We start from the raw sequence: 24225 nt of genomic DNA on the forward strand, positions 1-24225 counted from the left end.
CACATCGACAAAGGTTCATCTCCGATGATTTCCCGCACCAGCCGATTTGCAGCCCTCTTTGCAGGACTGTTCCTTGCATTCTCCATGGTTGCGATGGACCATGCCGAGGCCCGTCGTGGCGGCAGTTTCGGCAGTCGTGGCATGCGTACGTTCCAATCGGCACCGCCGACCAGGACGGCCCCAGCACCGACCGCTCCGGTCGAGCGGTCGATGACGCCCAACACCGGTGTGAACAACGCGGCCCGGCAGCCGCAGGCCGGCCTGCAGAGGCCCGGCTTCATGAGCGGTTTCGGTGGAACGATGATGCGCGGCCTGTTGCTCGGCGGCCTGTTCGGCCTGCTTTTGGGTCAGGGCTTCGGCGGCCTGGCCGGCATGTTCGGTTTCCTGCTTCAGGCCTTGCTGATCGGTGGCGCGATCATGCTGGCCATCAGGTTCTTCCGCTCGCAATCCGCGCGCGGCCCCGCGCCGGCGCTCGCAGGTGCCGGCAATGCCCAGGCTTCGCGATTTGAGAACCGCTCAACGGCAGGGCAGCAGACTGCAGGCTCCTTCACAATTCCCGGTTTCAGCGGCGGTTCAGGTGGAGGCTCTCCGGCCGCCGCCTCCGAGGAGATCACGCTGGCCCAGACGGATCTCGACGCATTCCAGCAGCTGCTGACCGATGTCCAGGAAGCATTCGGGCGCGAAGACCATGCCGCTCTGCGCCGGGCGGTTACACCCGAAATGGTATCCTATCTTTCGGAAGAGTTGGCCGACAATGCCCAGAAAGGTCTCAGGAACGAGGTGACTGATATCACCTTGCTGCAGGCCGACATCGCGGAAAGCTGGCGCGAGGATGAGCGCGACTACGCCACAGCCGCCTTGCGCTACGAATCTCGTGACGTGACGCGCGAACGGGCCAGCGGCAAAATCGTCGCGGGCGACGATGATCATCCGACAGAGACGACCGAGCTGTGGACTTTCGTGCGTGAGAATGGATCGAACTGGAAGCTCTCGGCAATACAACAGGCTTGAGCCTCGGGCGATTTTTTCCGAGGCTTCGCAGTTGTGGGCGTTCAGCGCACGATCTTGACGCACATCGGCGTGCCGATCTCGATGGCGCGCCCGGTGTCGGTCAGTATGCCGCTGTCGGCGTCGCGGGCGAAGATCGAAATGCGGTCGCCATTCTGGTTGGCGGAAAACAGATGGCCGCCTGACGGCGTCAGCGCCAGGTTACGCGGGGTCGCGCCGCCGCAAGGGATATAGCTGACGAGGCTGAGCGACCCTGTCTGCTGGTCGACCGCCATGATGACGACGCTGTCATGGCCGCGGTTGGAGCCGTAGACAAAACGGCCATCCGGTGAGATCTGGATATCGGCGCAGTGGTTGCTGTCGCGTGCCTCGGCCGGCACCGCCGGCTTTGCGTCGATGATCGAGAGCTTGCCGGTGGCTTCGTCCAGCGCCATCGACACGATGGTCGAATCCAGTTCGTTCATGACGAAGACGAAGCGTCCGTTCGGATGCAGTGCGAGGTGGCGTGGACCGGCGCCGGATGGCAAAGCGGATTCGGTTAGCTTGGCCAGATTGCCCTCGCGCTCGATCCGGTAAGACACCAGCCGGTCGATGCCGAGGTCGGCGACGATGGCTGTTCCCCCGCCGATGGTTTCGGTGACGCTGTGCGCATGCGAGCGTTCCTGCCGCGCCACATTCGGGCCGCTGCCCTCATGCGAAACGCTGGCGAGCGGCGCCGACAAGGCGCCGTTCTCTTCGAAGCCATAGACAGCCACCGCGCGATCCGGGCCGCCCTCGCCCATGCCGTAATTGGCGACCAGCAGTTTTGTCCCGTCGCGGGTGATGGTGTTGTGGGCGGCTATGCTGCCGAGCGACGGTTGCTTGTTCAGATAAATGAGCGTCCCCGAAGCTCGATCGAAGCTGTAAGCTGAGACGGTGCCCTCGCGCCAGGTGAACACTTCCGAGTTGGCGTAGATCCGCGAGCCGTCCGGTGTCACCGAGAGGAAGGTCGGATTGTCGACGTCGTTGGTCTCGGCCAGTTTTCGTGTTTCCAGCGTCGTCTCGTCAAAGCTGTAGACGCTGAGGCCGACGCCCCGAGCGCCCTGAAAATACGGCGCCTCGCGGTTCAGGCTGCCGACAAAGACCAGACAATTCTCGCGCATGATTTCCTCCCCTACCCGCCTGCGCTTTGGCGCGCGGGAGCAGCCAAAATTTCGCCTGTTCACGCTTGCAACGCAACCCCATATGTGAAAATACTATTTACAAAAGAAGATTGACGGGAGGAGACGTCTTGTATTTCGACGCCTTGATGCGTTTTCCGACAGCTGTGACGTGCCCCATGCAGGTCTGGCGGTGCCGACCATGAACGATTTCGCACCTACCGTCGGCGTCGCCTCGACGCATCCCAAGAACATGCCCGGAGATCACGCCGCGCTGCCGGTGTGGAATGCCGAAAACTGGTTCTACGAGGACTGGCCCGTCGGCCAGAAGATCCGCTCGTTGCGGCGCACAATGGCCGAAGGCGACAGCCATTTGTTCAACACGCTGGTGCTCGACATCCACCCCTATGTGCAGGACCAGATGTTTGCCGAGAACGAAGGCATTTTCGGCAAGCGGCTGATCGCCGGCGCCTTTGTCTTTTCGGCTGGCCTGGGGCTGGTCGCCACCAACTGCGTCAATGCCTTCTCCTATGGCTACGACAAGCTCCGCTTCATAAAACCCGTCTTCATTGGCGACACGATCTATTCGATCCGCTCCAACCTCGACAAGAAGCCCCGCTACAAGGAAATGGGGCTGATCCGCGCCAGCTATGAGGTGTTCAAGGGCGAAGGCGAGTTGGTTCTCTATTGCGAGCATCTGCAGACGGTGAAGTACCGCAACCCGGCCGACTTCGTCGGCAAGACGGAGAAATAGCATGCCGGCAGCAGCCGAATTGCCGCTCGCCGGTCTCGTCGTCGTCGACATGAGCCAGTTCCTGTCCGGGCCCTATTGCTCACTCAGGCTGCTCGATCTCGGCGCCCGCGTCATCAAGATCGAGCGTCCGGATGGCGGCGACCTGTCGCGCCGGCTCTATCTCAGCGACACCGAGATCGGCGGCGATTCCACCATCTTCCATGCCATCAACCGGGCCAAGGAAAGTCTTGCCATCGACCTCAAGAACGAGGCCGATCTCGAGGCGTTGCGCGGCCTTCTGGCCAAGGCCGATGTGCTGATCCAGAATTTCCGGCCGGGCGTCATCGAGCGGCTCGGCTTGGACTATGAGGCGGTCCGCAAGATCAATCCGCGGCTGGTCTATGCCTCGATCAGCGGCTATGGCGAAGACGGACCATGGGTCAAGAGACCCGGCCAAGACCTGCTGGCGCAGGCGCGCTCCGGCGTGATGTGGCTGAACGGCGATGAGGACCAAGGGCCGGTGCCGTTCGGTCTTGCCATCGGCGACATGCTGGCCGGTGCCGCCTGCGCGCAGGGCATTCTGGCCGCACTCGTGCGGCGCGGCATCACCGGCCAGGGCAGCCATATCGAAACCAGTCTCCTGGAAGCGCTGGTCGATTTCCAGTTCGAGGTGCTGACGACGCATCTCAATGACGGCCGCCGGCTGCCCAGGCGCTCCAGCTTCCGCAGCGCGCATGCCTATCTGTCGGCGCCTTACGGTGTTTACCCGGCCAAGGACGGATACCTCGCCATCGCCATGACGCCGATTCCCAAGCTGGCCGATCTCCTGTCGCTCAGCGAACTCGCACCCTATCGCGACAAGCCTGCGTCGTGGTTCACCGCGCGTGACGACATCAAGGCGATCATCGCACAGCGGATCGCCACCAAGACGATCGACGAGTGGCTTGATATCCTCGAGCCGGCCGACATCTGGTGCGCCAAAGTGCTGACCTGGCCGGAGATGCTGGCGAGCGAAGGGTTCCATTCCCTCGGCATGCTGCAGACTGTGACGCGCGAGGACGATGTCTCGATCCTCACCACCAGTTCGCCGCTCCGGGTCGATGGCATAAGAGCCAAGGCCGATCGGGCGGCGCCCCGCATCGGCGAGCACAGTGCCGCCATCCGCGCGGAGTTCGGCCTGTGAGTTCGCCCAAGCTCAAAGGCATGACCTGGAGCCATCCGCGTGGCTATGATCCGATGGTCGCCTGCTCGGCGCTGTGGCAGCAGAAGACCGGTATTGCCATCGAATGGGACAAGCGCTCGCTGCAGGACTTCGAATCCTTCCCGGTCGAAGAACTGGCGCGCGCCTATGACCTCATCGTCATCGACCATCCGCATGTCGGCCAGATCACGGCCGAAGGCTGCCTGGAGCCGCTGGATGTCGCCGGACGCGAGGCGGAACGCACGGCCCTTGCCTCGGGCAGCATCGGCCAGTCCTATCCGAGCTACAACTGGCAAGGACGGCAATGGGCTTTCCCGATCGATGCGGCAACGCAGGTCCAGGCATGGCGTCCGGATGCGATCGGTGCGCCACCGGCGCGCTGGAGCGAGGTGCTCGATCTCGCCCGGCAAGGCCGCGTGCTGCTGCCGCTGCGGCCGCCTCACGTGTTGATGGTGTTCTACACGCTTGCCGGGAATCTCGGGCATGCCTGCACGACCGATCCATCCGACGATCTGATCGATGTGGAGATCGGTAGCCAAGTCTTCGAGGCAATGCGCGAGATCGCAGCGCTGGTCGATCCCGCGTGTTTCGAGATGGACCCGATTGCCGTCTCCGAACGTATGGCGGAGGCCGGTTCCAGGTTCGTCTGCGCGCCACTGATCTATGGTTACGTTTCCTATGCGACGGCTGGCTTTCGGGCGAACCGGCTGGCCTTTGCCGATGTTCCGGTCATCGGTTCCGGCGGCCCGGTCGGTTCGGCGCTTGGCGGCACCGGCATAGCCGTATCAGCCTTTTCCAAAGCCAGGGATGCCGCGATCGACTTCGCCTATTGGGTCGCGAGCGGCGATGTCCAGCGTGGCGCCTATGCCGCCGCCGGCGGCCAGCCCGGCCATGCAGCGGCCTGGGAGGACCAGGCTGTCAATGAAGCGACCGGCGACTTCTATCGGGATACGCGCGCGACGCTGGAGGGTGCATGGGTGCGGCCGCGCCACGACGGCTACATGACTTTCCAGCAAGCAGCATCCGAACGCATCCTTTCCGGCATGACCTCCCGGCATCAAGCCCGACAGGTTGTTGCCGATCTCAATCGCCTGTTTCGGGAGAGTTCCCCGGTGCAGGTGTCCGGCGCTGCCGGTGGAGGAGCCTGAACCAAACCGAACGGAGGAGAACGAGATGACAGGAATGATCCGCGGCCTGCTGGCCGCAACCGCGCTTGCCTCGCTTGCAACGACCGCCTTTGCGCAGGATGTGCAAGGCGTCATCGGCGGGCTGCCGACCGAACTCAAGGCGCAATATGACGGCGCGCCGCAGAAGGTGCTGCCTTCGGCCTGGGACAATTTCACAGCGCCGCCGAAACCGTGGAAATGGTGCCACTCGGAATCCTACCAGGGCAATCCGTGGCGGGTCACGGTGACCAAGGAATTGAAGCGTCTCGTCGACGGGCTGATCGCCGACGGAACGGTGTCCAGCTTCGAGGTGTCTGATTCCAACAATGACGCCAGCCAGCAGATCAACCAGATCCGCGCCTTCATCGACAAGAAGTGCTCGATCATCACCTCGATCCCGGGCTCGGCGACGGCACTCGATGATGCGATCGACGCTGCCGCCAAAGCCGGCATTCCGTTCATCACCGCTGCCGGTTCGGTGACCAGCCCGAACGCCATCAATGTCGATTCCAACTATGCGCGCTGGGGCTACGACATGATGGCGGCGATCGGCAAGGCGCAGCCGGACGGCGCCAGCATCCTTCTGGTCGAAGGCATCGCCGGACACCCGATCGTGGTGCAGGAGCGCCAGGGCGCGGACAAGGCGCTGACTGAAAATCCGAAGCTGAAGATCTCGCGCAATGTCAATGGCAACTGGACAGCCAACGTCACCAAGACCGTGGTGCTGCAGGCGATCGCCACCAACCCGGCGCCGATCGATGCAGTGTGGACGACAGGCAGCGAAAGCCGCGTCGTCGCCGAAGCCTTCGCAGAAGCCGGCCGGCCCGCACCATTGATCACCGGCTCGATCACCGGCGATGCGCTGGGCTACTGGAAGGCCAACCCCGACAAGTACCGCTTCGAAGGCCATGCGGTGCTGCCGCATTGGACCGCGCAGACGCTGTTCCGCGTCGGCGAGCGCATGCTCGACGGGCAGAAGCCGAAGCTGAACACGCTGCTGATCCCGATCCCGCCTGTCCACACCGCCGATCTCGGTGCCTGGTACAAGGACTGCATGACGACGGACGCCGTGTCTATCTTCCCGATCCCGCCGAAAGATCCGATGCCGGAGGAATGGCTCGACGCCTATTTCTCGAACCCGGCGCCAACCAAGGGCTGGGACTATTCGAAGGTGCCCGATGCCTGTGCAAAGTGACGCCTGCTAATCTCTCAACAGGCCGGCTCCTTTCGGGGAGCCGGCCTGCCAGCATCGAAATGCGACATGCTTGAAGTCAAAACCATATCCAAACGCTATGGCGAGACGATCGCGCTCGCGGACGCATCGATCGCGTTTCGGGCGGGAACCATCCACACCATCCTGGGCGAGAACGGTTCGGGCAAGAGCACGATGGTCAAGCTGTTGTCCGGCATCGTCCAGCCGGACAGCGGCGCGATCCTCCTGCACGGCAAGCCGTTCTCGGGCGCCAACCCCTCGGCCTTCCAGGCGCAAGGCTTCGCCACGGTGTTCCAGGAGGTGCTGATCGCGCCGGATCGCAGCGTGACCGACAACATCCTGCTCGGCCTCGACGGGCTGGTCCGGCGCGCTGTGCCCCGCAACGAGCGCCGTGACCGGGCGAAAGCTGCGCTTAAGCGCTTCGCGGTCACCGACGTCCCTCTCGACATGCCAGCCGGCCTGCTGCCGCTCGCCGCGCAGCAATTGGTCGTCCTTGCTCGCGCGATCGTGCGCAACCCAAAGATCCTGATCCTCGACGAGGTCACCGCCGCGCTCGACTTCGCCGATCGCGAATCCGTTTTTTCGTTGATGCGTGCGCTTGCCGGCGAGGGCTGCCTGATCCTGTTCATCACCCACCGCATGGACGAGGTGATGTCGCTTTCGGATCGCATCTCGATCCTGCGGGGCGGCAGCGTGGTGCGCACCGAAGAGCGCGGCGCTTCGACGCCGGCTGAGCTTCTCAAGACAATGGCGCCACGTACCGCCGCGGAGCTTGCGCATGGCTGATCGCACCGCTCTCGATTTTGGTGGTCTTGCCGTTCGCGAACTCGTCATCGCGCCCGGCGCCAGCCCGATCACGCAGGCAATCGCTCCGGGTGAGATCGTCGGGCTTGCCGGCCTCGATGGTCATGGCCAGGAGCTGTTTCTCAAGATGCTTGCTGGCCTGGAACCGCCGCATGGCGGCTCGATCGAGCTCGGTGCATCGGATGCGTCCCGTAAGATCACCGGGTTTCGCAAGGCTGTCGCCAGCGGCATCGCCTATTTGCCGCGCGACCGACGCGCCAACGGCATTTTCCCGACGCAGTCGGTGCTCGACAACTTCGCCGTTTCGACTCTGTCGCGCGACACACGGCTCGGCCTGATCAGCCCGGCGGCGCGCAAGGCGCGCTACGACATCTACCGCGAAAAACTGTCAATCGCCGCACCCCGGCCCGATGCCACGATCACCACTTTGTCGGGCGGCAACCAGCAGAAGGTGCTGCTGGCGCGGGCCTTGGCGCTGGAGCCCGCGATCCTGCTCCTCAACGATCCGACGCGTGGCGTCGACGTGGCGACGCGGCATGTTCTCTACGACGTGTTTCGCGGGCTGGCGGCCGACGGCATGGGGCTCGTCATCCTGTCCAGCGAAATCGAGGAGATTCTTCTCCTGTGCCAGCGCGTGCTGGTGTTCCGTGAGAATGAAGTCGCGGCCGAGATCGCCGGCAACGCCCTCACCACCGACGGCGTGATATCAGCCATGTTCGGACGTGCGGCATGAGCCCTGTTGCGCGCCTCCTGTCCCTTGGGCGAAATTTCGGCTTCGCCGTCGTGCTGCTGGTCGTGCTGCTTGCGGTCAATCTCATCCTCAGCCCGGGACGATTCCAGCCGGGTTCCTGGGGGGCGCTGGTCGGATTGGCGGCGCCCTTGATCGGTGCTGCCATCGCCTCCACGCCTGTCATCCTCGCCGGGCGTGGCGGAATCGACATCTCGGTTGGGCCATTGATGGGCTTTGTCAACGCTTTGACGATCCAGGTGCTGTTCCTCGGCACCGGCATCTCGTCGCCCTTGGTGCTCGTTCCGGCGGCGTTGCTCGTCGGCGCGCTGGTGGGCGCGGCGAACGGCTTCCTGGCGACAATCGTGCGCATTCAGCCGATCGTCGCCACGCTCGGCACCTATCTGATCCTGACCGGCGTGACGCTGACAATCCTGCCGGCGCCGATCGGCCCAGCGCCGGCCTGGCTTAAGGCGCTGTCCGGCCCGCTGTCGATGCTGCCGCTGGCACTGATGTTCATTGCCTGGTGGCTGGTGCGGCGCACACCATACTACGACCAGCTTATGGCGGTCGGCAGCGACGACCGCGCCGCCTACACCGCCGGTGTCGATGTCACGCGCGTGCGCTTCATCGCCTATGTCATGACCGGCATCCTCGGCGGATGCGCCGGGCTGATGCTGACCGCGCTGATCGGCTCCGCCGACCCCAACATAGGGCCGACCTACACGCTGATCGCCATCGCCGCCGTAGCGCTCGGCGGCGTCAGCCTGGCCGGCGGCCGTGGTGGCGTGGCGGGTGCCGCCATCGGCGCCATCGACATCTTCCTGCTGCAGAGCGTGCTGACGACGTTCAACGTCTCGACCTTCGTGCTGCAGATCGCCTACGGCGCGATCCTGGTGCTGGCGGTGATGCTGACAGCGCTGCAGGAACGTCTTGCCATGGGGAGACGCTGACATGGTTTTGCGCCAAAACCTCTTCGCGACAACCAACGCCCGTGTCGTCGGCGCCTTCTGCGTCGCCGCCCTTCTGCACCTTGCCGGCACAATTCTCATTCCCGGCTACTCGGCGCCGTTTGCGATACGGGCCATGCTGGTGCTCGCCTCGCTGCTCGCCGTGGCCTCGATTGGCCAGACGCTGGTCGTCATCATGGGCGGCATTGACCTTTCGATCCCCTTCGTCATCGGCTTTGCCAATGTCGTGGCTGCGCAGCTTTATGGCGATGGCTGGAACTTTTTTCTCGTCTGCGGCCTGGTCGGCGCGCTGGCGCTCGTCATCGGCGGGCTGAACGGGCTGATCTCGCGCAGCCTCGACATCCAGCCGCTCATCGTCACGCTCGGCATCGGCATGGTCGTGCAAGGGCTGGTGCTGCTGTGGACAGCCGGCTTCCCGTCAGGCTCCGCGCCACAAGCGGTTTCCAGCTTCGTCTCGATCGGCGGATCGGCCGGCCCGCTGCCGGTGCCGTGGCTGGTGCCGAGCCTGGTCGTGCTGGCGGCGCTGGTCGTGCTGGTGCTGGAGCGGACGCCCTATGGCCGCCGGCTCTATGCGTTGGGCAGCAATCCGGGAGCGGCGCCGCTGGCGCTGATCGACCCGGTTCGCATGTGGGTCATCACCTATGCAGCAAGCGCCTTCTTCGCCGCTGTCGCGGGCGTGCTGCTGCTCGGCTTCACCGGCTCGGCCTATGGCGATGTCGGCCAGCCCTATCTGTTCCAGACCATCGCAGCGGTCGTCGTCGGCGGCGCAGCACTGGTCGGCGGCCGGGGCAGCTATCTCGGCACGATCGCCGGCGTGCTGGTGCTGACCGAGATCAACACGCTGCTCATCGGCCTCGGCTTCCAGCCCGCGGCAGTGCAGGCCGCGCTCGGCTTCGTCATCGTGCTGCTGGTTTCGCTCTATGGCCGCGAACGGCACGTCTCGGCAACCATCTGAAAGGACCTGTCAGTCGAGCCGCCACAGCTTGCGGGCATTGCCGGACAACAGCCTGTCGCGCTCGGCAATGCTGCAGCCCGAGAGCAATGCATGGGTCGCCGCCACCCAGGTCGACAGGCCGCCGCCTAGCGTGCAGACCGGCCAGTCGCTGCCCCAGACGACGCGGTCCCAGCCGAATGAATTGATGGTGTGCTCGACGTACGGCCGCAACGTCTCGACCGTCCAGCTGCCGGCATCGGCATAGGCGACGACACCGGAAATCTTGGCCATGACATTCGGGCGCCGGGCGATCTCGCTCATATGCTCGCGCCATGGATGTTCCCTGTTGCCCTTGATGTCGGGCACGCCGCAATGGTCGAGGACGAACGTCACATCGGGTGCCAGGTCGGCAAGCACGATAGCCTTGGGAATCTGGTGCGGCAGCACGACGAGATCGAAGGTCAGGCCGGTGCCGCCAAGCCGCTTGATGCTGTCGCGGAACACCGCACCTTCCGAGAGCTCGTCGGGCGCGACATGAAGGACGCGGCGAAAGCCCTTTACGAACGGGTTTGCCCGCTGCCGTTCGAGATAGGCCGCGAAGTCTCCTTCCTCAGGACGGCAGGACGCGATCACCCCGGCCAGCATGCTGCCGGGCTGCCGTGACAGTCCTTCCACACGAGCCGTCTCGGCTTCGATGTCGGCCGGATCGACATCGACCTCCATATGCAGCACGCGCTCGACGCCGACACGCTGCGCCTCCGTCGCGTAGTCTTCATAAGAGAAATCGCGGTTGAGCGCCGGCACGCCGGCGAGCCAGGGATAGCGCAGGGCCGAGCGATCGATGAGGTGAAGATGGGTGTCGATGATCATGGCGAGGCTCCTCCCTCTGGCTTTTCAAATCATCTCACGAGAGAATTCTTCATTCAAATAAGAATTCACACCGATGAGCCGACTGCTGATCCAGCAAGGTGCGACAGCTTTTCACACGTTGCCAGCAACAGTTCGATTGTCCTGGTGATATCGGGTGCGGAAGGCGCGTTGACCACCGTGATGTAGGGAATCGACAGCGCGGCGATCGCCTTGCCGTCGGAACTGCGCACCGGGGCCGACAGGTTGAAGACGCCGGCTGTCTGCATCGAAGCCATCATCTCGTAGCCACGGTCGCGGATCTGGTCGAGACGGGTGAAGAACTCGCTCGATTGTGCCGTCTTGTCGGTGCTGCGGACGTGTTCGGAAATCATCATCTGGCGCTCTTCCGGTGAGCGGAAGGCGAGCAGCACATGTCCCGAGCCAGTATCGAATAGACTGATATGGGAGCCGACCCGGATCGATATGCCCCAGTAGTTCGGTGCTTCCTGCTGACCGATGACGACGGCAGAACCACGATCAAAAACAACGAGTTGGTTGGCCTGCTGCGATGTCTCGGCAAGCTCACGCATCAGCGGCGTCGCATAGGAGACCAGCCGCCGTACCGGCGCGTGCAGCTGTGCCAGGCCGAACAGCTTGAGCGTCAGCGAATAGCGGTCGCCGTCGAGGCGCGTGACGTAGCCACGCCGCACCAGCCGGTCCAGCATGCGATAGAATTCGTTGGGACTGCGGTCGAGTTTCTTGGCGATTTCGGCCTGGGTCAGGCCACCGTCGACGCCCGCCAGCAGTTCAAGGATATCGAGCCCCTTGTCGAGCGCCGGTGCGCGATAGCGCTCGTCTTCGCTGTCGTCCATGGGCTCATCCTCCAGTGAATTTCGCCCGTCATATACGCAGGAACGTGCGCGGCGGAAACAAATTTCGCCTTGACGTGTCTATGAATGTTTTGTTTGTATATGAATGTAGCACTTCTTGTCATCAGACGAGTTGCGGTCGCCGGCCAAGGCGCACCCAGGGAGGATACCAATGAACAGACTGCTTTCCGGCGTCTCCGCCGGTGCATTGTTGCTTGCATTTGGTGCAGGCGCAGCCCTTGCCGGCGACCTGCCCGGCAAGTTCGAAGGCGTGACCGTCGACGTGAAGCTGATCGGCGGCCAGCAATATGAAAAGCTCTACGAACGGATCCCGGAATGGGAGAAGGCGACTGGCGCCAAGGTCAACATCCTGACCAAGAAGAACGGCTTCGATATCGACAAGGAGCTCAAGTCCGACATCGCCTCGGGCAGCACCAACTGGTGCGTCGGCTGGAACCATTCCTCCTTCGCGCCGCAATATACCGGCCTCTACACCGACCTCAGCAAGTTGCTGCCGAAGGAAGAGATCGACGCCTTCGTGCCGTCGACCATCAAGTCGGCTACCATCGACGGCAAGCTGGAGATGCTGCCGCGCGCGCAGTTCGACGTTTCGGCGCTCTACTACCAGAAGAGCCTGTACGAGAACGCCGACAACAAGACCAAGTTCAAGGCGAAATACGGCTATGATCTGGTGCCGCCGGACACCTGGAAGGAAGTCACCGACCAGGCCGAGTTCTTCGCCAACCCGCCCAATTTCTACGGCACCCAGTTCGCCGGCAAGGAAGAGGCGATCAACGGCCGCTTCTACGAGATGGTCGTCGCCGAGGGCGGCGAATATCTCGACAAGGACGGCAAGCCGGTCTTCAACTCCGAGGCCGGCATCCGGGCGCTCGACTGGTTCGTCAACCTCTACAAGGCCAAGGCCGTGCCGGCCGGCACCACCAACTATCTCTGGGACGATCTCGGCCAAGGCTTTGCGTCCGGCACTGTCGCCATCAACCTGGATTGGCCGGGCTGGGCCGGCTTCTTCAACGATCCGAAGTCGTCGAAGGTCGCCGGCAATGTCGGCGTCAAAGTCGCGCCGAAGGGTTCGTCCGGCAAGCGCACCGGCTGGTCCGGCTTCCATGGCTTCTCGGTGACCGAGAACTGCCCGAACAAGGAGGCCGCGGCTTCCCTGGTTTGGTGGCTGACCAACGAGGACAGCCAGAAGCTCGAGGCCGCCGCCGGTCCGCTGCCGACCCGCACCGCGGTCTGGGACTGGGACCTGAAGCAGGCCGAAAACGATCCTTACAAGAAGGAGGTTCTTACCGCTTTCCAGGAAGAGGCCAAGCACGCCTTCGCCGTGCCGCAGACGCCTGAATGGATCGAGATCTCGAACGCCGTCTATCCCGAGCTGCAGGCGGCGATCCTCGGCGACAAGACCTCGAAGCAGGCACTGGATGAAGCCGCCGCCAAGGCGACACAAATCCTCCAGGACGCCGGCAAGCTCTAGCAACGGCTCCCAGGGCTGCCTCCCCCATCAGCAATGGGGGAGGCGATCGCGTTGCGCGGGATGCCAGCGGTTTACGCTAACCCTTCGCGCCCAGCCAACGCACCGCCGTCCAAATACAAACACTCAAGGATTCTGATGAAGGGCTTCAAGCCATCCGCGCCATTCCTGCTGCTGCTTCCGGCCATGATCGTGCTGGCGGCGGTGGTGGTGGTGCCGCTGCTTCTGTCGCTCTATTCGAGCTTCACCCCGTTCCGCCTGACGCGGCCCGAAACGTTCTACGTCTTCATCGGCATCCGGAACTATCTTTCGATCCTGTCCAACACCGACTTCTGGTGGGCCTTCGGCCGCACGGTTCTGCTGCTGACCATCGCGCTCAATCTCGAAATGCTGCTCGGGCTCGGCCTCGCCATGCTGGTCGAGAAGGCGACGCGCGGCCAGCGCATCCTGCGCACGCTGATGATGTTTCCGATGATGTTCTCGCCGATCCTGGTCGGCTTCCAATTCAAGTTCATGTTCAACGACAATATCGGCCTGGTGAACAATGCGCTGCAGTCGCTCGGCATCACGCGAGACGCCATACCGTGGCTGATCGAGGGCCATCTCGCCTTCATCGCCATCTCGATCGCCGAGATCTGGTCGTCGACGGCGATCTTCGCCATCCTGATCCTCGCCGGCCTGCTCGCCATGCCCAAGGAGCCGATCGAGGCGGCGCGGGTCGACGGCTGCACGCCGTGGCAGACATTCCGCTATGTGACGTGGCCATTCGTCATGCCCTTCGCCTACATCGCCATGACCATCCGTTCGCTCGACGTGGCGCGCGCCTATGACATCGTCAAGATCATGACCGATGGCGGACCGGCTGGCCGCACCGAACTGCTATGGACCTTGGTGGCCCGCACCGCCTACAGCGACGGGCGCATGGGCATGGCCAACGCCATGGCCTATTTTTCGATCCTGCTGTCGATCGCCTTCACCGTCTACTTCTTCAACAAGCTCGCCGCGGCGCGCACGCAGATCGGTGCGGAGTGGTGAAGATGGACGAGAATTCTTCCGCCCGCCTGAAGCGCCGGCTGCTCGGCATCATCTATCGCATCGGCCTGTTCCTGGCGATGCTGACCATCTGCCTGCCGGGCCTGTGGATCGTGCTGTCGTCGCTGCGGCCGACGGTCGAGATCATGGCAAAGCCACCGGTGTGGATCCCACAGGAGATTTCGTTCGACGCCTATGTCGCGATGTTCTCAGGCATCGGCAAGGGCGGCATCCCGGTGATTGAATATTTCCGCAACTCGCTGATCATCTCGGTGACCTCGACGGTGATTGCGGTGGCCATCGGCATGGCAGGCGGCTATGCGTTCGCCCGCTATCGTTTTCGCGGTAAATCGAGCGTCTTCCTCGGCCTGATGCTGACGCGCACCGTGCCGGGCATCGCGCTCTCGCTGCCGCTGTTCTTCCTCTATGTGCGGCTCGGCATCATCGACACCCATTTCGGGCTGATCCTCGCCTATGTCGCGCTCAACGTGCCGTTCACCATCTGGCTGATCGACGGCTTCTTCCGCCAGGTGCCCAAGGACCTCGCGGAAGCAGCGCAGATCGATGGCTGCACCCGCTGGCAGGCGTTCTGGCAGGTCGAGTTTCCGCTCGCCGGACCGGGCATTGCGTCGGCCGCGATCTTCGCCTTCCTGACCTGCTGGAACGAGTTCGCGCTGGCCTCGCAGCTGACCCGCTCGGTGAGCGCCAAGACGCTGCCGGTCGGCCTGCTCGACTACACGGCCGAGTTCACCATCGATTGGCGCGGCATGTGCGCGCTGGCCGTGGTGATGATCATCCCGGCGCTCACCCTCACCTACATAGTCCAGAAACACCTTGTCGGCGGCCTGACCTCCGGCGCGGTGAAAGGCTGATCCCATGGCAACCGTTACCCTCACCAAGCTGACCAAGCGCTACGGCACTATTGGGATCGTGCACGGCATCGATCTCGACATTGCCGACCGCGAGTTCATTGCGCTGGTCGGCCCGTCCGGCTGCGGCAAGTCGACGACGCTGCGCATGATCGCCGGGCTGGAGGAAATCAGCGCCGGCTCGATCGAGATCGGCGGACGCATCGTCAACGATTTGCCGCCACGCTCGCGCAACATCTCGATGGTGTTCCAATCCTATGCGCTCTATCCGCACATGACGGTGCGCGAGAATCTCGGCTTCTCCCTGAAGATCGCCGGCGCCGCCAAAGAAGACATGGACCGCCGCGTCGCCGAGGCCTCGGCCATCCTCGGCCTCGACACGTTGCTCGACCGCCGCCCGTCGCAACTGTCCGGCGGTCAGCGCCAGCGCGTCGCGATGGGCCGCGCCATCGTGCGCGACCCCGATGTGTTTCTGTTCGACGAACCGCTTTCCAATCTCGACGCCAAATTGCGCACGCAGATGCGCACCGAGATCAAGAAGCTGCATGCCAAGGTGCAGTCGACAGTGATCTACGTCACCCACGACCAGGTCGAGGCGATGACGCTTGCCGATCGCATCGTCATCATGCGCGACGGTCATATCGAACAGGTCGGCACGCCCGACGAGGTGTTCCGGCGGCCCGCGACGCGCTTCGTCGCCGGCTTCATTGGCTCACCGCCGATGAATCTGCACGAGGCGACGATCGATGACGGCCAGATGGTTTTCGCCAGCGGCGAAAGGCTGCCGCTGCCCGCTCAGTTCAAGGCCAATGTCACGACCGGCGACAAGGTGGTGTTCGGGCTGCGGCCGGACGACATCTACCCGACCGGCCATGGCATCAGTTCCGGTGGCGCGGCCGATGTCCACCAGATCGAGCTGCCGATCACGGTCACCGAACCGCTCGGCAACGAGACGCTGGTGTTCGTTGAATTCAACGGCACGGACTGGGTGTCGCGCATGCTGAACCCGAGGCCACTGCGGCCGGGCGAGCGGGTCGCCATGAGCCTCGACATGTCGCAGGCGCATCTGTTTGCCACTGAGACCGGAAAGACACTGCGGAGCTGATCGGCATGGCCAGAATCGAGAAAGTCGACCTTTGCATGGTGGACCTTGTGCCCAAGGTCAAGCGCACCGACGCGATCCAGAGCTTCGTCAGTCAGGAAACGCCGATCGTCACGATCACCGATTCCGACGGTGCGGTCGGCACCGGTTACAGCTACACGATCGGCACCGGCGGTTCGTCGGTGATGCGGCTGCTCTCGGACCATCTGGTGCCGCGCCTGATCGGCCGCGATCCCGACATGATCGAGGCGATCTGGCACGATCTCGAATTCGCCACCCATGCCACGACCATCGGTGCCATCACCGCCATCGCGATCGCCGCCATCGATACAGCACTCTGGGATCTGCGGGCCAAGAAGCAAAACCTGCCTTTGTGGAAACTGGCCGGCGGCGCCAAGGATCGTTGTCCGCTTTACACCACCGAAGGCGGTTGGCTGCACATCGAGACGCAGGCGCTGGTCGACGATGCGCTGGCCGCCAAGGCGAAGGGATTTCGCGGCTCGAAAGTCAAGATCGGCAGGCCGCACGGGTCGGAGGATCTTGCCCGCCTGTCGGCGGTGCGCAAGGCGGTCGGCGACGGCTACGAGATCATGACCGACGCCAATCAGGGGTTTTCGGTCGACGAAGCGATCCGGCGCGCTGCGAGGCTGCGTGAGCTCGACCTCGCCTGGATCGAGGAACCGCTGCCGGCCGACGACATCGACGGGCATGTGCGGTTGTCGAACTCGACGCCGACGCCGATCGCCATCGGCGAGTCGCTCTACTCCCTCCGCCATTTTCGCGAGTACATGCAGAAAGGCGCCTGCTCGATCGTGCAGGTCGATGTCGGCCGTATCGGCGGCATCACGCCCTGGCTCAAGATTGCGCACGCGGCAGAGGCCTTCGACATTCCGGTCTGCCCGCATTTCCTGATGGAACTGCATGTCAGCCTGACCTGCGCTGTTCAGAACGGCCGATATGTCGAGTACATTCCGCAGCTCGACCAGTTGACCGGCAAGCGCATGCGCATCGAAGATGGCCAGGCGCTGGCGCCCGACGAACCGGGCATCGGCATCGATTGGGACTGGGACGCGGTCAAGGCCATGAGCATCGCCGAATTCACCACGGCGATCACGAAATAGGAGACTGATATGCAGCGGATGGGGATGATTCTCGGACTGAAGCCGGAAAAGGTCGATGAGTATGTTCGGCTCCATGCCGCCGTCTGGCCCGGCGTGCTGACCATGATCTCGGCCTGCAACATCAAGAACTATTCGATCTACCTGAAGCGGCCGGAGAACCTGCTGTTTTCCTATTTTGAATACCACGGCACCGACTATGCCGCCGACATGGCCAAGATGGCGGCCGACCCGAAGACGCAGGAATGGTGGGCCGTCTGCATGCCCTGCCAGGAGCCGCTGGCGACCCGCAAGGAGGGCGAGTGGTGGGCCGAGATGGATGAGGTCTTCCATCATGACTGAAGGCGGCTTCGACCCTGCCTTGCTCGTTCAATCCTGGCCAAAACCCTCAAGACCCCGGCCGATCGTCACCTTCGGCGCGGGATCGATCGTCGGCGACGCGCATTTCCCAGCCTACCGGAAGGCCGGCTTTCCGGTTGCCGGGCTTTATGATCCTGATCATGTCAGGGCTGAAAAGCTGGCCAGCCAATGGGGCGTGACGGCCTTTGGCTCGGTCGAAGAAGCGACTGCTGTCGAGGGCGCGATCTTCGACCTTGCCACCCCGCCGTCGCATCATGCCGATGTGCTGAAGTCCTTGCCTGACGGCGCGGTGGCGCTGATCCAGAAGCCGATGGGCAGCAATCTTGCCGAGGCGACCGCGATCCTCGAAATCTGCCGCGCCAGGAGGCTGCACGCGGCGGTGAACTTCCAATTGCGTTTCGCGCCAATGATGCTGGCGCTGAAGGATGCCATCGGCAAGGGCTGGCTCGGCGAGATCGTCGACTTCGACGCCTGGCTGGCGCTGGCGACACCATGGGAGCTTTGGGAATTCCTGCTCAAGGCGCCGCGCGTCGAGATCGCCATGCATTCGATCCACTATCTCGACCTGATCCGGCAGTTGCTCGGCGACCCCAGAGGCGTGCACGCCAAGACGCTCGGCCATCCCAACCATAAGGTGGCGCAGACGCGCACCAGCGCCATTCTCGACTATGGCGACACCGTGCGTTGCGCGCTGTCGATCAACCACGACCACAAATTCGGTCGCCGGCATCAGGCCTGCGAGTTCCGCATCTGCGGCACAGAGGGTGCCGCCTATCTCAAGCTGGGTCTCAACCTCGATTATCCCACAGGCGAACCGGATGTATTGGAGATCTGTCCGAAGGGCGGAACGGGCTGGATCGCCGTGCCCTTGGCCGGCGAGTGGTTTCCCGATGCCTTCGTCGGCCGCATGGCCAATGTCCAGCGCTTTGCGACCGGAGAAGATGATACGCTGATAAGCCCCGTCGAAGATGCCTGGAGCACGATGGCGCTGGTCGAGGCCGCCTACCAGTCGAGCGCGGCACCGGCGACGCCGATCGCGGAAAGACCCTGATGGAACAGATCAAGTATTTCGAGGATTACGAGATTGGCGCGTCGCGCCTAACAAGCGGCCGCACCATCACCGAGACCGACTTCATCGTCCATGCCGGCCACACCGGCGATTTCTTTCCGCACCACATGGACGCCGAGTACATGAAGACGACGCCATTCGGCCAGCGCATCGCGCATGGCACGCTGGTGTTCTCCGTCGGCATCGGGCTGACCGCGAGCGTCGTTAACCCTGTCGCCTTTTCCTACGGCTACGACCGGCTGCGCTTCATCAAGCCGGTGTTCATCGGCGACACAATCCGCACGCGCACCACCATCGCGGTCAAGGAAGACGATCCCAAGCGGCCGGGTTCAGGACGGGTGATCGAGCGGTGCGAGGTGATCAACCAGCGCGGCGACGTGGTGCTGGCGGCAGACCACATCTACATCGTCGAACGCAGGCCGGCGCAGGGCTGAGACTCGGGAAAGTCCTACGAGCCGGTAGCGCGCTTGGTAATGCGCTCCAGCCCGAGCAAGAGAACCAGCGTCGCCACGACCAGGATCATTGTCAGTGCCGCACCGGCAAAGATGTCGCCGCGATCGGTAAGGCTGAAGATCGAGACCGGCAGCGTCACCCAACCCGGCGGGTAGACCATGACGGTGGCGCCGAGTTCCCCCATCGACAGCGCGAAACTGAGACCGAAGGCGGCAACCAGATAGGGTGCGAGCAAGGGCAGTGTGACGTGCCAAAGCCGGTAGGCCGGGCGAGCGCCGAGGCTCGATGCCACCTGCTCGAAGTCGGGCGAAAGCCGCGCCAGTCCAGCCGAGACATTGCCGAAGGTGAAAGCCGAGATCAGCACGAAATGCGCGATCATGACGATCGCGATCGTGCCGTTGAGCAGCAGCGGCGGATGGCTGAAGGCAACCAGCAGGCCAAGGCCGACAGACACCGAAGGGACCGCGCTTGGGATGAAGAACAAAAGGCCGAGCAGCCGCCGCAAGGCATGGCCCTGGAGGCGCAGCGACAGGGCCGCCCAGGTGCCGCTGACCAGCGCCAGCGCGCTGGCCAGGAAGCCGGTGACCAGGCTGGCCTTGACCGCTCTGCCGGCGGCACCGGAAATGACATCGGTGTAGTGCTCCGTCGTCAGGCCGTTGGGCAGCACGCCGTTCCACTGGTCGGCGAGGCTGGACAGGAGGATGACCGCGAGCGGCGCCAGGAACAGCACGCCGAAGATCAGTGCGAAGAGCACCCACAGGACAAGACGACCGGAGCGTGACCAGACCAGCATGGGCTAGGCTCCCAACCGGCCGGCGGCGAAACGGTAGAGGCCAAACAGGCCGAGCGACAGCGCGATGTTGACGACGGCGATGATACAGGCGACCTGATAGGCCGATTCCTGGATCGCCTTGCCATAGATCAGCAGCGGCAGGGTGATGACGCCCTTGGCGCCGATGAACAGCACGATGCCGAATTCGTTGACAGTCAACAACAGGCAGAGGCTGCCGCCGGCGATGAGTGCCGGGATTGCCGCCGGCAGGATCACCTGGCGAACGATGCGAAACGGCCGCGCGCCGAGCACGCTCGCCGCTTCGATCTGGCCACGGTCGACCAGCGAAAAGGCGGCGAGCAGCGGCCGCAGGATGAAGGGTGTGTAGACAGTGACCTCGGCCAGGATCACACCCCACGCGGAATAGAGGAAATCGACGGGCGGCAGCGGCAGCGAAAAGGTCTCCATCAGCCCGGCATTGAGCATGCCGGCGGAGCCATAGAGGAAGGTGAAGGCAAGCGTCACCAGGAATGTCGGCAGCGCGATGAAGGTATCGATCAGCCGGGCGATGAAGCCGCTGCCGGGGAACGGCACGAAGGCCAGAATCAGCGCCAGCACGAGGCCGACGACCAGACATCCGGCCGTCGCCGCGACCGAGATCGACACCGTGTTGATCAGCGCGTTGAGGAAGAAGCGCGAATGCAGCACGCGGATGACTTCGGCGACATTGGCGACGCCACTGTCGTCGAGGAAGGCCTGGCGGGCAATCAGTGCCAACGGATAGAAGAACAGCAGCGCCAGCAGGGCCGCCGGTGGCACTATCCACAATTTACCCGACGAGAGCTTCATCGCCGGCGCAGGGATGGCGACCGCCTCAGACACCGGCGTCTTCCGGGAGAAGCGAGGTGTCGGCGGGCGCGAAGAACAGCGGCACCTTGGCGCCGGGTTCGGGCAAGGCGATCGGCAGCCTGGTCGCCGAGACACGCACCGGCGTGCCGTCGACGTCGAGCACGAGATGGGTCAGTTCGCCCTGCCAGTGCACTTCCTGGAGCGTGCCCACGATGCGGTTGGTATGGTCGCTGTCGGCGGTCAGGCTGAGATGCTGCGGCCTGATACAGAGCAGGCTCTTGTCGCCGGCCTTCTCGTTGCGGCCGGCGCCGGTCAGCAGCGCGTCACCATGCCTTGCCGTGGCAAATCCCTTCGACCCGACGGCCTCGGCAACCGTTACCGGAAGAAGATTGGCGCGGCCGAGGAACTCGGCCGTAAAACGGTTTGGCGGGCGGCGGTAGAGTTCGGTCGTCGGTCCATGCGAACAGACCCTGCCGTCGCGCATGATGGCGATCTTGTCGGCAAGCGTCAGTGCCTCGGTCTGGTCGTGGGTGACATAGAGGATCGTGAGGCCGGGCAGGCTGCGGTGCAGCCGGGCAATCTCCTCGACCATGTTGCGGCGGATCTGGGCGTCGAGCGCCGAGAGCGGCTCGTCGAGCAGGAGCACGCGCGGCCGCACGGCCAAGGCACGCGCAATCGCCACGCGCTGCTGCTGGCCGCCCGAAAGCTCGCGCGGATAGCGCCGGGCATAGGCCGACATGCCGACAGTGCCCAGCGCATCCTTGATCCGCTCACCGATCAGCGCCTTGTCGGCGCCCTGTGCTCTGAGGCCGAAGGCAACGTTGTCCTCGACCCGCATATGCGGAAACAGCGCGTAGTTCTGCACCACCATGCCAAGGCCGCGCTCGTAGGGCGGCAGATCGGTCACATCGGTGGCGCCGATGCGGATCCGCCCGCTGGCGGGTCGCACGAAGCCGGCCACGGCGCGCAAGGCCGTCGTCTTGCCGGAGCCGGATGGGCCGATCATCGCCAGGATCTCGCCAGGTGCGATATCCAGGGTCAGCGGATGCAGGACGACATGCGCGCCATAGGCAACGCTGACCTTGTCGAAATGGACATTGGAGCCGGCGCCGCGAACCTTCGCGGCGTCGATGTCCATGACACTGGTACCAGTAAACGCTGCGGCCGACATGGCGTGGTCCTCCGGGTTTCCCTTGCGGATCAACTTCCGGTCGCTTCGTTCCAGCGCTTGACATAATCGGGTAGCTTGCTCAGCGCGTCGTCCCAGTTCGGCGACCAGATGGTCACGCCTTTCATCGCCTCCTGCGCCTTGGCGAAGTTGGCGTCATCCGGCTTGACGTCCTTGCGAGCCGGCATGCCGAGCGCAACGGAACTGATGCTCGACTGGGCTTCCTTGGAGAGCAGGAAGTCGATCAGTTTCTTGCCGTTGTCTGCGTTGGGTGCGCCGGTGACCAGGCCGATTTCATAGGGCAGCGCGAAGGTGGAGCGCACACCGTCAGGTCCAGCCGGCCAGAACACCTTGATATTGGGATTGTCGGCCATCTGCGACATGTTCATCTGCAGATCGCCATTGGCAACATGCAGCTCACCCTTGTTGACCAGCGCGGTCAGCTTGCCGGTCGAAGCGGAGGGGCCGACATTGTTGTCCTGCAGCTTCTTCATGAACTCGAAGCCGGCATCCTCGCTGCCGAAGGCGTGGATGATCTGCAGCATGACGGCGGTGCCGTCACCGGCCTGGCCGGGGGTAGAATACTGGATCTTGCCCTTGAACTTCGGGTCGAGCAGGTCGTTGTAGGCCTTTGGCGCTTCCGGCAGGACGGCACTGTTGTAGATGAAGTTCATATAGTTGTTGACCAGCGGCCGGTACTTGTCTGTGCCGCCATCGATCTGGTCGGCGGCTTCCGGCTTGTAGTCCTGCAGCAGGCCGTCAGCCGCGGCCCGCTGCACGAAGGGCGGCAAGGTCACCAGCACGTCGGCCTGCGGATTCGACTTTTCCTTGGCGACACGCTCGACGACGCCGCCGGAACCTGCCTCGATATACTGCACGGTGATGCCGGTGGCCTTGGTGAAGGCGGCGAATTCGGTCTCGAACCAGCTGCCATTGCCGTCATGCAGGCCGTCGGCGGAATAGATGGTGACGACGCCGTCGGCGAGTGCCGGTCCGACAAGAGCCGACGACGCCAACAGCGACGCGGCGAAGGCCGTAGCTATGGTTGCCTTTTGCGATTTCATGCTCAGTTCCCCTGTGATTGATGGCACATTCTGCGATGCACTGTGACGATCTCGCCTGTAGGCCGGAGCCTTATGCGGCACCGTTCGATCTCGTCGTTGTGCCGACTTTGGGGACTGACGATCGATAAGTAAAATCTATTTATTTTATGAGAGGCAAATTTTACCTGATAGTTGTCATGGAACTGTCGCAACGCTGGCCTGGCTTCGATTCCGGCCTCGCGGAAGGCCCGCGATTGGGTGCAGAGATGGTGATGGTCAGCCAAATGAAACCCCAGATGTCTGCGCCCGCAGCCGCGGGTCGAACGAACGAACGGTAACCGGCCGGCCTTCGAGAATTTCGAAGCAGCGCGCGAGCGTGTCGTCTTCGAGCCGGCGCATGGCCCCCTGCGTGAAGAAGGTGAGATGCGGAAACAGGATGACGTTGTCGCGGCCGAACAGCGCGCTCATCGGATGGCCCGATTTGGCCAGCGGCTCGACCGAATAGACGTCGAGCCCGGCGCCGCCGATGCGCCCCGAGATGATCGCCTCGACAAGGGCGGCCTCGTCGATCAGCGCGCCGCGCGAGACGTTGACGATGATAGCGGAAGGCTTCAGGCAAGCGAGCTCGGCTTCACCAATCAAGCCGCGCGTCCTGTCGTTCAGCACGCAGTGGAGGGAAACGAAATCGCAGGCGCGCAGCATGACGTGGAGGTCTTCTACCTTCTCGATGCCGGCGGTGCGCATGGTTGCGACATCGACACCGGGATCGAAGCCGAGAACGCGCGCATGAAATCCTTGGCCTGCCATGCGCGCCATGCTGCGGCCGATCTTGCCGCAGCCGACGAGCCCAAGCGTGGCGCCGGACATGTCGCGCCCCAGCCAGCGTTGCTCGGGCCAGATCCAACCATCACGTGACACCGCCGCGGTGATGGAGGGCAGCCGCTTGGCCAGCGCGATCATCAGCGCGAAGGCGCCTTCGGCGACGGTTTCCTCAGCATAATCCGGCACGTTGACAACGGGAATGCCACGCCGCATCGCGGCGGGGATGTCGATGGCATCGACGCCGACGCCATATTTGACAATGCCGTTCAATCTGGGAGCCGCCTCGATCACCCGTGCGGTGATCGGCGTGTAGCACATCAGCAAAAGATCGGCGTCCGCAACGGCCTGCATGAGATCAGCTTCGGGGATGCCGTCCGGCAGCGTCACCAGTTCGACCCCCCTCGCCCGCAAGCCGGCGTCGATGCCGGGACATTCGAGTTCGCGGTCGGTGCGCACGGCCTTCAC

General features: G+C 63.6%; 25 protein-coding genes. 17 read left to right on the forward strand and 8 right to left on the reverse strand.

The genetic code is table 11. The features are described from left to right. The first annotated feature begins 24 nt into the window (after window positions 1-24). Window positions 25-1011 carry a Tim44 domain-containing protein gene (locus RPF88_RS15860; protein WP_063167549.1) on the forward strand — a complete coding sequence of 329 codons (987 nt, stop codon included), beginning with the start codon at window positions 25-27 and terminating at the stop codon, window positions 1009-1011. A 41-nt stretch (window positions 1012-1052) separates the two neighbouring features. Here the strand turns inward: RPF88_RS15860 and RPF88_RS15865 are convergent, their stop codons facing one another. Continuing rightward, the gene (locus tag RPF88_RS15865) at window positions 1053-2150 is read right to left on the reverse strand and encodes a lactonase family protein (protein WP_063167548.1); all 1098 of its coding nucleotides are present in this window, start codon (window positions 2148-2150) and stop codon (window positions 1053-1055) included. A 199-nt stretch (window positions 2151-2349) separates the two neighbouring features. On the opposite strand from RPF88_RS15865, the gene RPF88_RS15870 reads away from it, so the two are divergent. The 8 genes from RPF88_RS15870 (at window position 2350) to RPF88_RS15905 (ending at window position 9917) form a co-directional block, all read left to right on the forward strand. Beyond that, the gene (locus RPF88_RS15870) at window positions 2350-2901 is read left to right on the forward strand and encodes a MaoC family dehydratase (protein WP_013533014.1); all 552 of its coding nucleotides are present in this window, start codon (window positions 2350-2352) and stop codon (window positions 2899-2901) included. Between the two features lies 1 nt (window position 2902). After that, entirely contained in the window at window positions 2903-4063 is a 1161-nt protein-coding gene (locus tag RPF88_RS15875) for a CaiB/BaiF CoA transferase family protein (RefSeq protein WP_024502501.1), read from the forward strand. Next, a complete protein-coding gene (locus tag RPF88_RS15880; RefSeq protein ID WP_063167546.1) occupies window positions 4060-5229 on the forward strand; it encodes an extracellular solute-binding protein in 1170 nt (389 codons plus the stop codon). Before RPF88_RS15875 ends, RPF88_RS15880 begins: the two co-directional genes overlap by 4 nt. A 25-nt stretch (window positions 5230-5254) precedes the next feature. Then, complete coding sequence (locus RPF88_RS15885) at window positions 5255-6442, forward strand: ABC transporter substrate-binding protein (RefSeq protein ID WP_024502499.1); 1188 nt, start codon at window positions 5255-5257, stop codon at window positions 6440-6442. A gap of 66 nt (window positions 6443-6508) precedes the next feature. Next, complete coding sequence (locus tag RPF88_RS15890; protein WP_013533018.1) at window positions 6509-7246, forward strand: ATP-binding cassette domain-containing protein; 738 nt, start codon at window positions 6509-6511, stop codon at window positions 7244-7246. Beyond that, the gene (locus RPF88_RS15895; RefSeq protein WP_063167545.1) at window positions 7239-7997 is read left to right on the forward strand and encodes an ATP-binding cassette domain-containing protein; all 759 of its coding nucleotides are present in this window, start codon (window positions 7239-7241) and stop codon (window positions 7995-7997) included. The genes RPF88_RS15890 and RPF88_RS15895 overlap by 8 nt, the downstream gene beginning before the upstream one ends. Next, window positions 7994-8944: an ABC transporter permease gene (locus RPF88_RS15900; protein ID WP_027163923.1), complete on the forward strand. Its 951-nt coding sequence runs from the start codon at window positions 7994-7996 to the stop codon at window positions 8942-8944. Before RPF88_RS15895 ends, RPF88_RS15900 begins: the two co-directional genes overlap by 4 nt. 1 nt (window position 8945) lies before the next feature. Further along, window positions 8946-9917: an ABC transporter permease gene (locus RPF88_RS15905; protein ID WP_013533021.1), complete on the forward strand. Its 972-nt coding sequence runs from the start codon at window positions 8946-8948 to the stop codon at window positions 9915-9917. A 9-nt stretch (window positions 9918-9926) separates the two neighbouring features. On the opposite strand, the gene RPF88_RS15910 is transcribed toward RPF88_RS15905, so the two are convergent. Together RPF88_RS15910 and RPF88_RS15915 are read right to left on the reverse strand one after the other, a co-directional pair. After that, on the reverse strand, window positions 9927-10766 hold the full coding sequence (locus tag RPF88_RS15910; protein ID WP_063167544.1) for an amidohydrolase family protein: 840 nt from the start codon (window positions 10764-10766) through the stop codon (window positions 9927-9929). Between the two features lie 65 nt (window positions 10767-10831). After that, the gene (locus RPF88_RS15915) at window positions 10832-11617 is read right to left on the reverse strand and encodes an IclR family transcriptional regulator (protein WP_013533023.1); all 786 of its coding nucleotides are present in this window, start codon (window positions 11615-11617) and stop codon (window positions 10832-10834) included. A gap of 169 nt (window positions 11618-11786) precedes the next feature. Between RPF88_RS15915 and RPF88_RS15920 the strand changes: the two genes are divergently transcribed. The 8 genes from RPF88_RS15920 (at window position 11787) to RPF88_RS15955 (ending at window position 19087) form a co-directional block, all read left to right on the forward strand. Continuing rightward, window positions 11787-13106 (forward strand): ABC transporter substrate-binding protein, encoded by a 1320-nt coding sequence (locus tag RPF88_RS15920; RefSeq protein WP_063167543.1) that lies wholly within the window; start codon window positions 11787-11789, stop codon window positions 13104-13106. Window positions 13107-13241: 135 nt separating this feature from the next. Next, window positions 13242-14138, forward strand: a complete 897-nt coding sequence (locus RPF88_RS15925; protein WP_013533025.1) for a carbohydrate ABC transporter permease — start codon at window positions 13242-13244, stop codon at window positions 14136-14138. A 2-nt stretch (window positions 14139-14140) separates the two neighbouring features. Next, complete coding sequence (locus tag RPF88_RS15930) at window positions 14141-15007, forward strand: carbohydrate ABC transporter permease (RefSeq protein ID WP_013533026.1); 867 nt, start codon at window positions 14141-14143, stop codon at window positions 15005-15007. 4 nt (window positions 15008-15011) lie between these two features. Next, window positions 15012-16109 (forward strand): ABC transporter ATP-binding protein, encoded by a 1098-nt coding sequence (locus RPF88_RS15935; protein ID WP_063167542.1) that lies wholly within the window; start codon window positions 15012-15014, stop codon window positions 16107-16109. 5 nt (window positions 16110-16114) lie between these two features. Next, window positions 16115-17227: a mandelate racemase/muconate lactonizing enzyme family protein gene (locus tag RPF88_RS15940; protein ID WP_063167541.1), complete on the forward strand. Its 1113-nt coding sequence runs from the start codon at window positions 16115-16117 to the stop codon at window positions 17225-17227. Window positions 17228-17236: 9 nt separating this feature from the next. Continuing rightward, window positions 17237-17566: an L-rhamnose mutarotase gene (locus RPF88_RS15945; RefSeq protein ID WP_063167540.1), complete on the forward strand. Its 330-nt coding sequence runs from the start codon at window positions 17237-17239 to the stop codon at window positions 17564-17566. Further along, complete coding sequence (locus RPF88_RS15950; RefSeq protein ID WP_063167539.1) at window positions 17559-18635, forward strand: Gfo/Idh/MocA family protein; 1077 nt, start codon at window positions 17559-17561, stop codon at window positions 18633-18635. Before RPF88_RS15945 ends, RPF88_RS15950 begins: the two co-directional genes overlap by 8 nt. Next, on the forward strand, window positions 18632-19087 hold the full coding sequence (locus tag RPF88_RS15955; RefSeq protein ID WP_063167538.1) for a MaoC/PaaZ C-terminal domain-containing protein: 456 nt from the start codon (window positions 18632-18634) through the stop codon (window positions 19085-19087). The genes RPF88_RS15950 and RPF88_RS15955 overlap by 4 nt, the downstream gene beginning before the upstream one ends. A gap of 14 nt (window positions 19088-19101) precedes the next feature. On the opposite strand, the gene RPF88_RS15960 is transcribed toward RPF88_RS15955, so the two are convergent. From RPF88_RS15960 to RPF88_RS15980, 5 genes are all read right to left on the reverse strand, one after another. Continuing rightward, window positions 19102-19899, reverse strand: coding sequence for an ABC transporter permease subunit (locus RPF88_RS15960; protein WP_013533032.1), 798 nt, complete (start codon window positions 19897-19899; stop codon window positions 19102-19104). Window positions 19900-19902: 3 nt separating this feature from the next. Beyond that, entirely contained in the window at window positions 19903-20760 is an 858-nt protein-coding gene (locus tag RPF88_RS15965) for a 2-aminoethylphosphonate ABC transporter permease subunit (protein ID WP_063167537.1), read from the reverse strand. Continuing rightward, window positions 20753-21898: an ABC transporter ATP-binding protein gene (locus tag RPF88_RS15970; protein WP_024502486.1), complete on the reverse strand. Its 1146-nt coding sequence runs from the start codon at window positions 21896-21898 to the stop codon at window positions 20753-20755. Before RPF88_RS15970 ends, RPF88_RS15965 begins: the two co-directional genes overlap by 8 nt. Window positions 21899-21927: 29 nt before the next feature. Further along, window positions 21928-22959, reverse strand: a complete 1032-nt coding sequence (locus RPF88_RS15975; protein WP_063167536.1) for a 2-aminoethylphosphonate ABC transporter substrate-binding protein — start codon at window positions 22957-22959, stop codon at window positions 21928-21930. 255 nt (window positions 22960-23214) lie between these two features. Continuing rightward, window positions 23215-24225, reverse strand: coding sequence for a C-terminal binding protein (locus RPF88_RS15980; protein ID WP_013533036.1), 1011 nt, complete (start codon window positions 24223-24225; stop codon window positions 23215-23217).

It is taken from the genome of Mesorhizobium sp. ISC11 (assembly GCF_037162595.1).
Lineage (GTDB): Bacteria > Pseudomonadota > Alphaproteobacteria > Rhizobiales > Rhizobiaceae > Mesorhizobium > Mesorhizobium ciceri.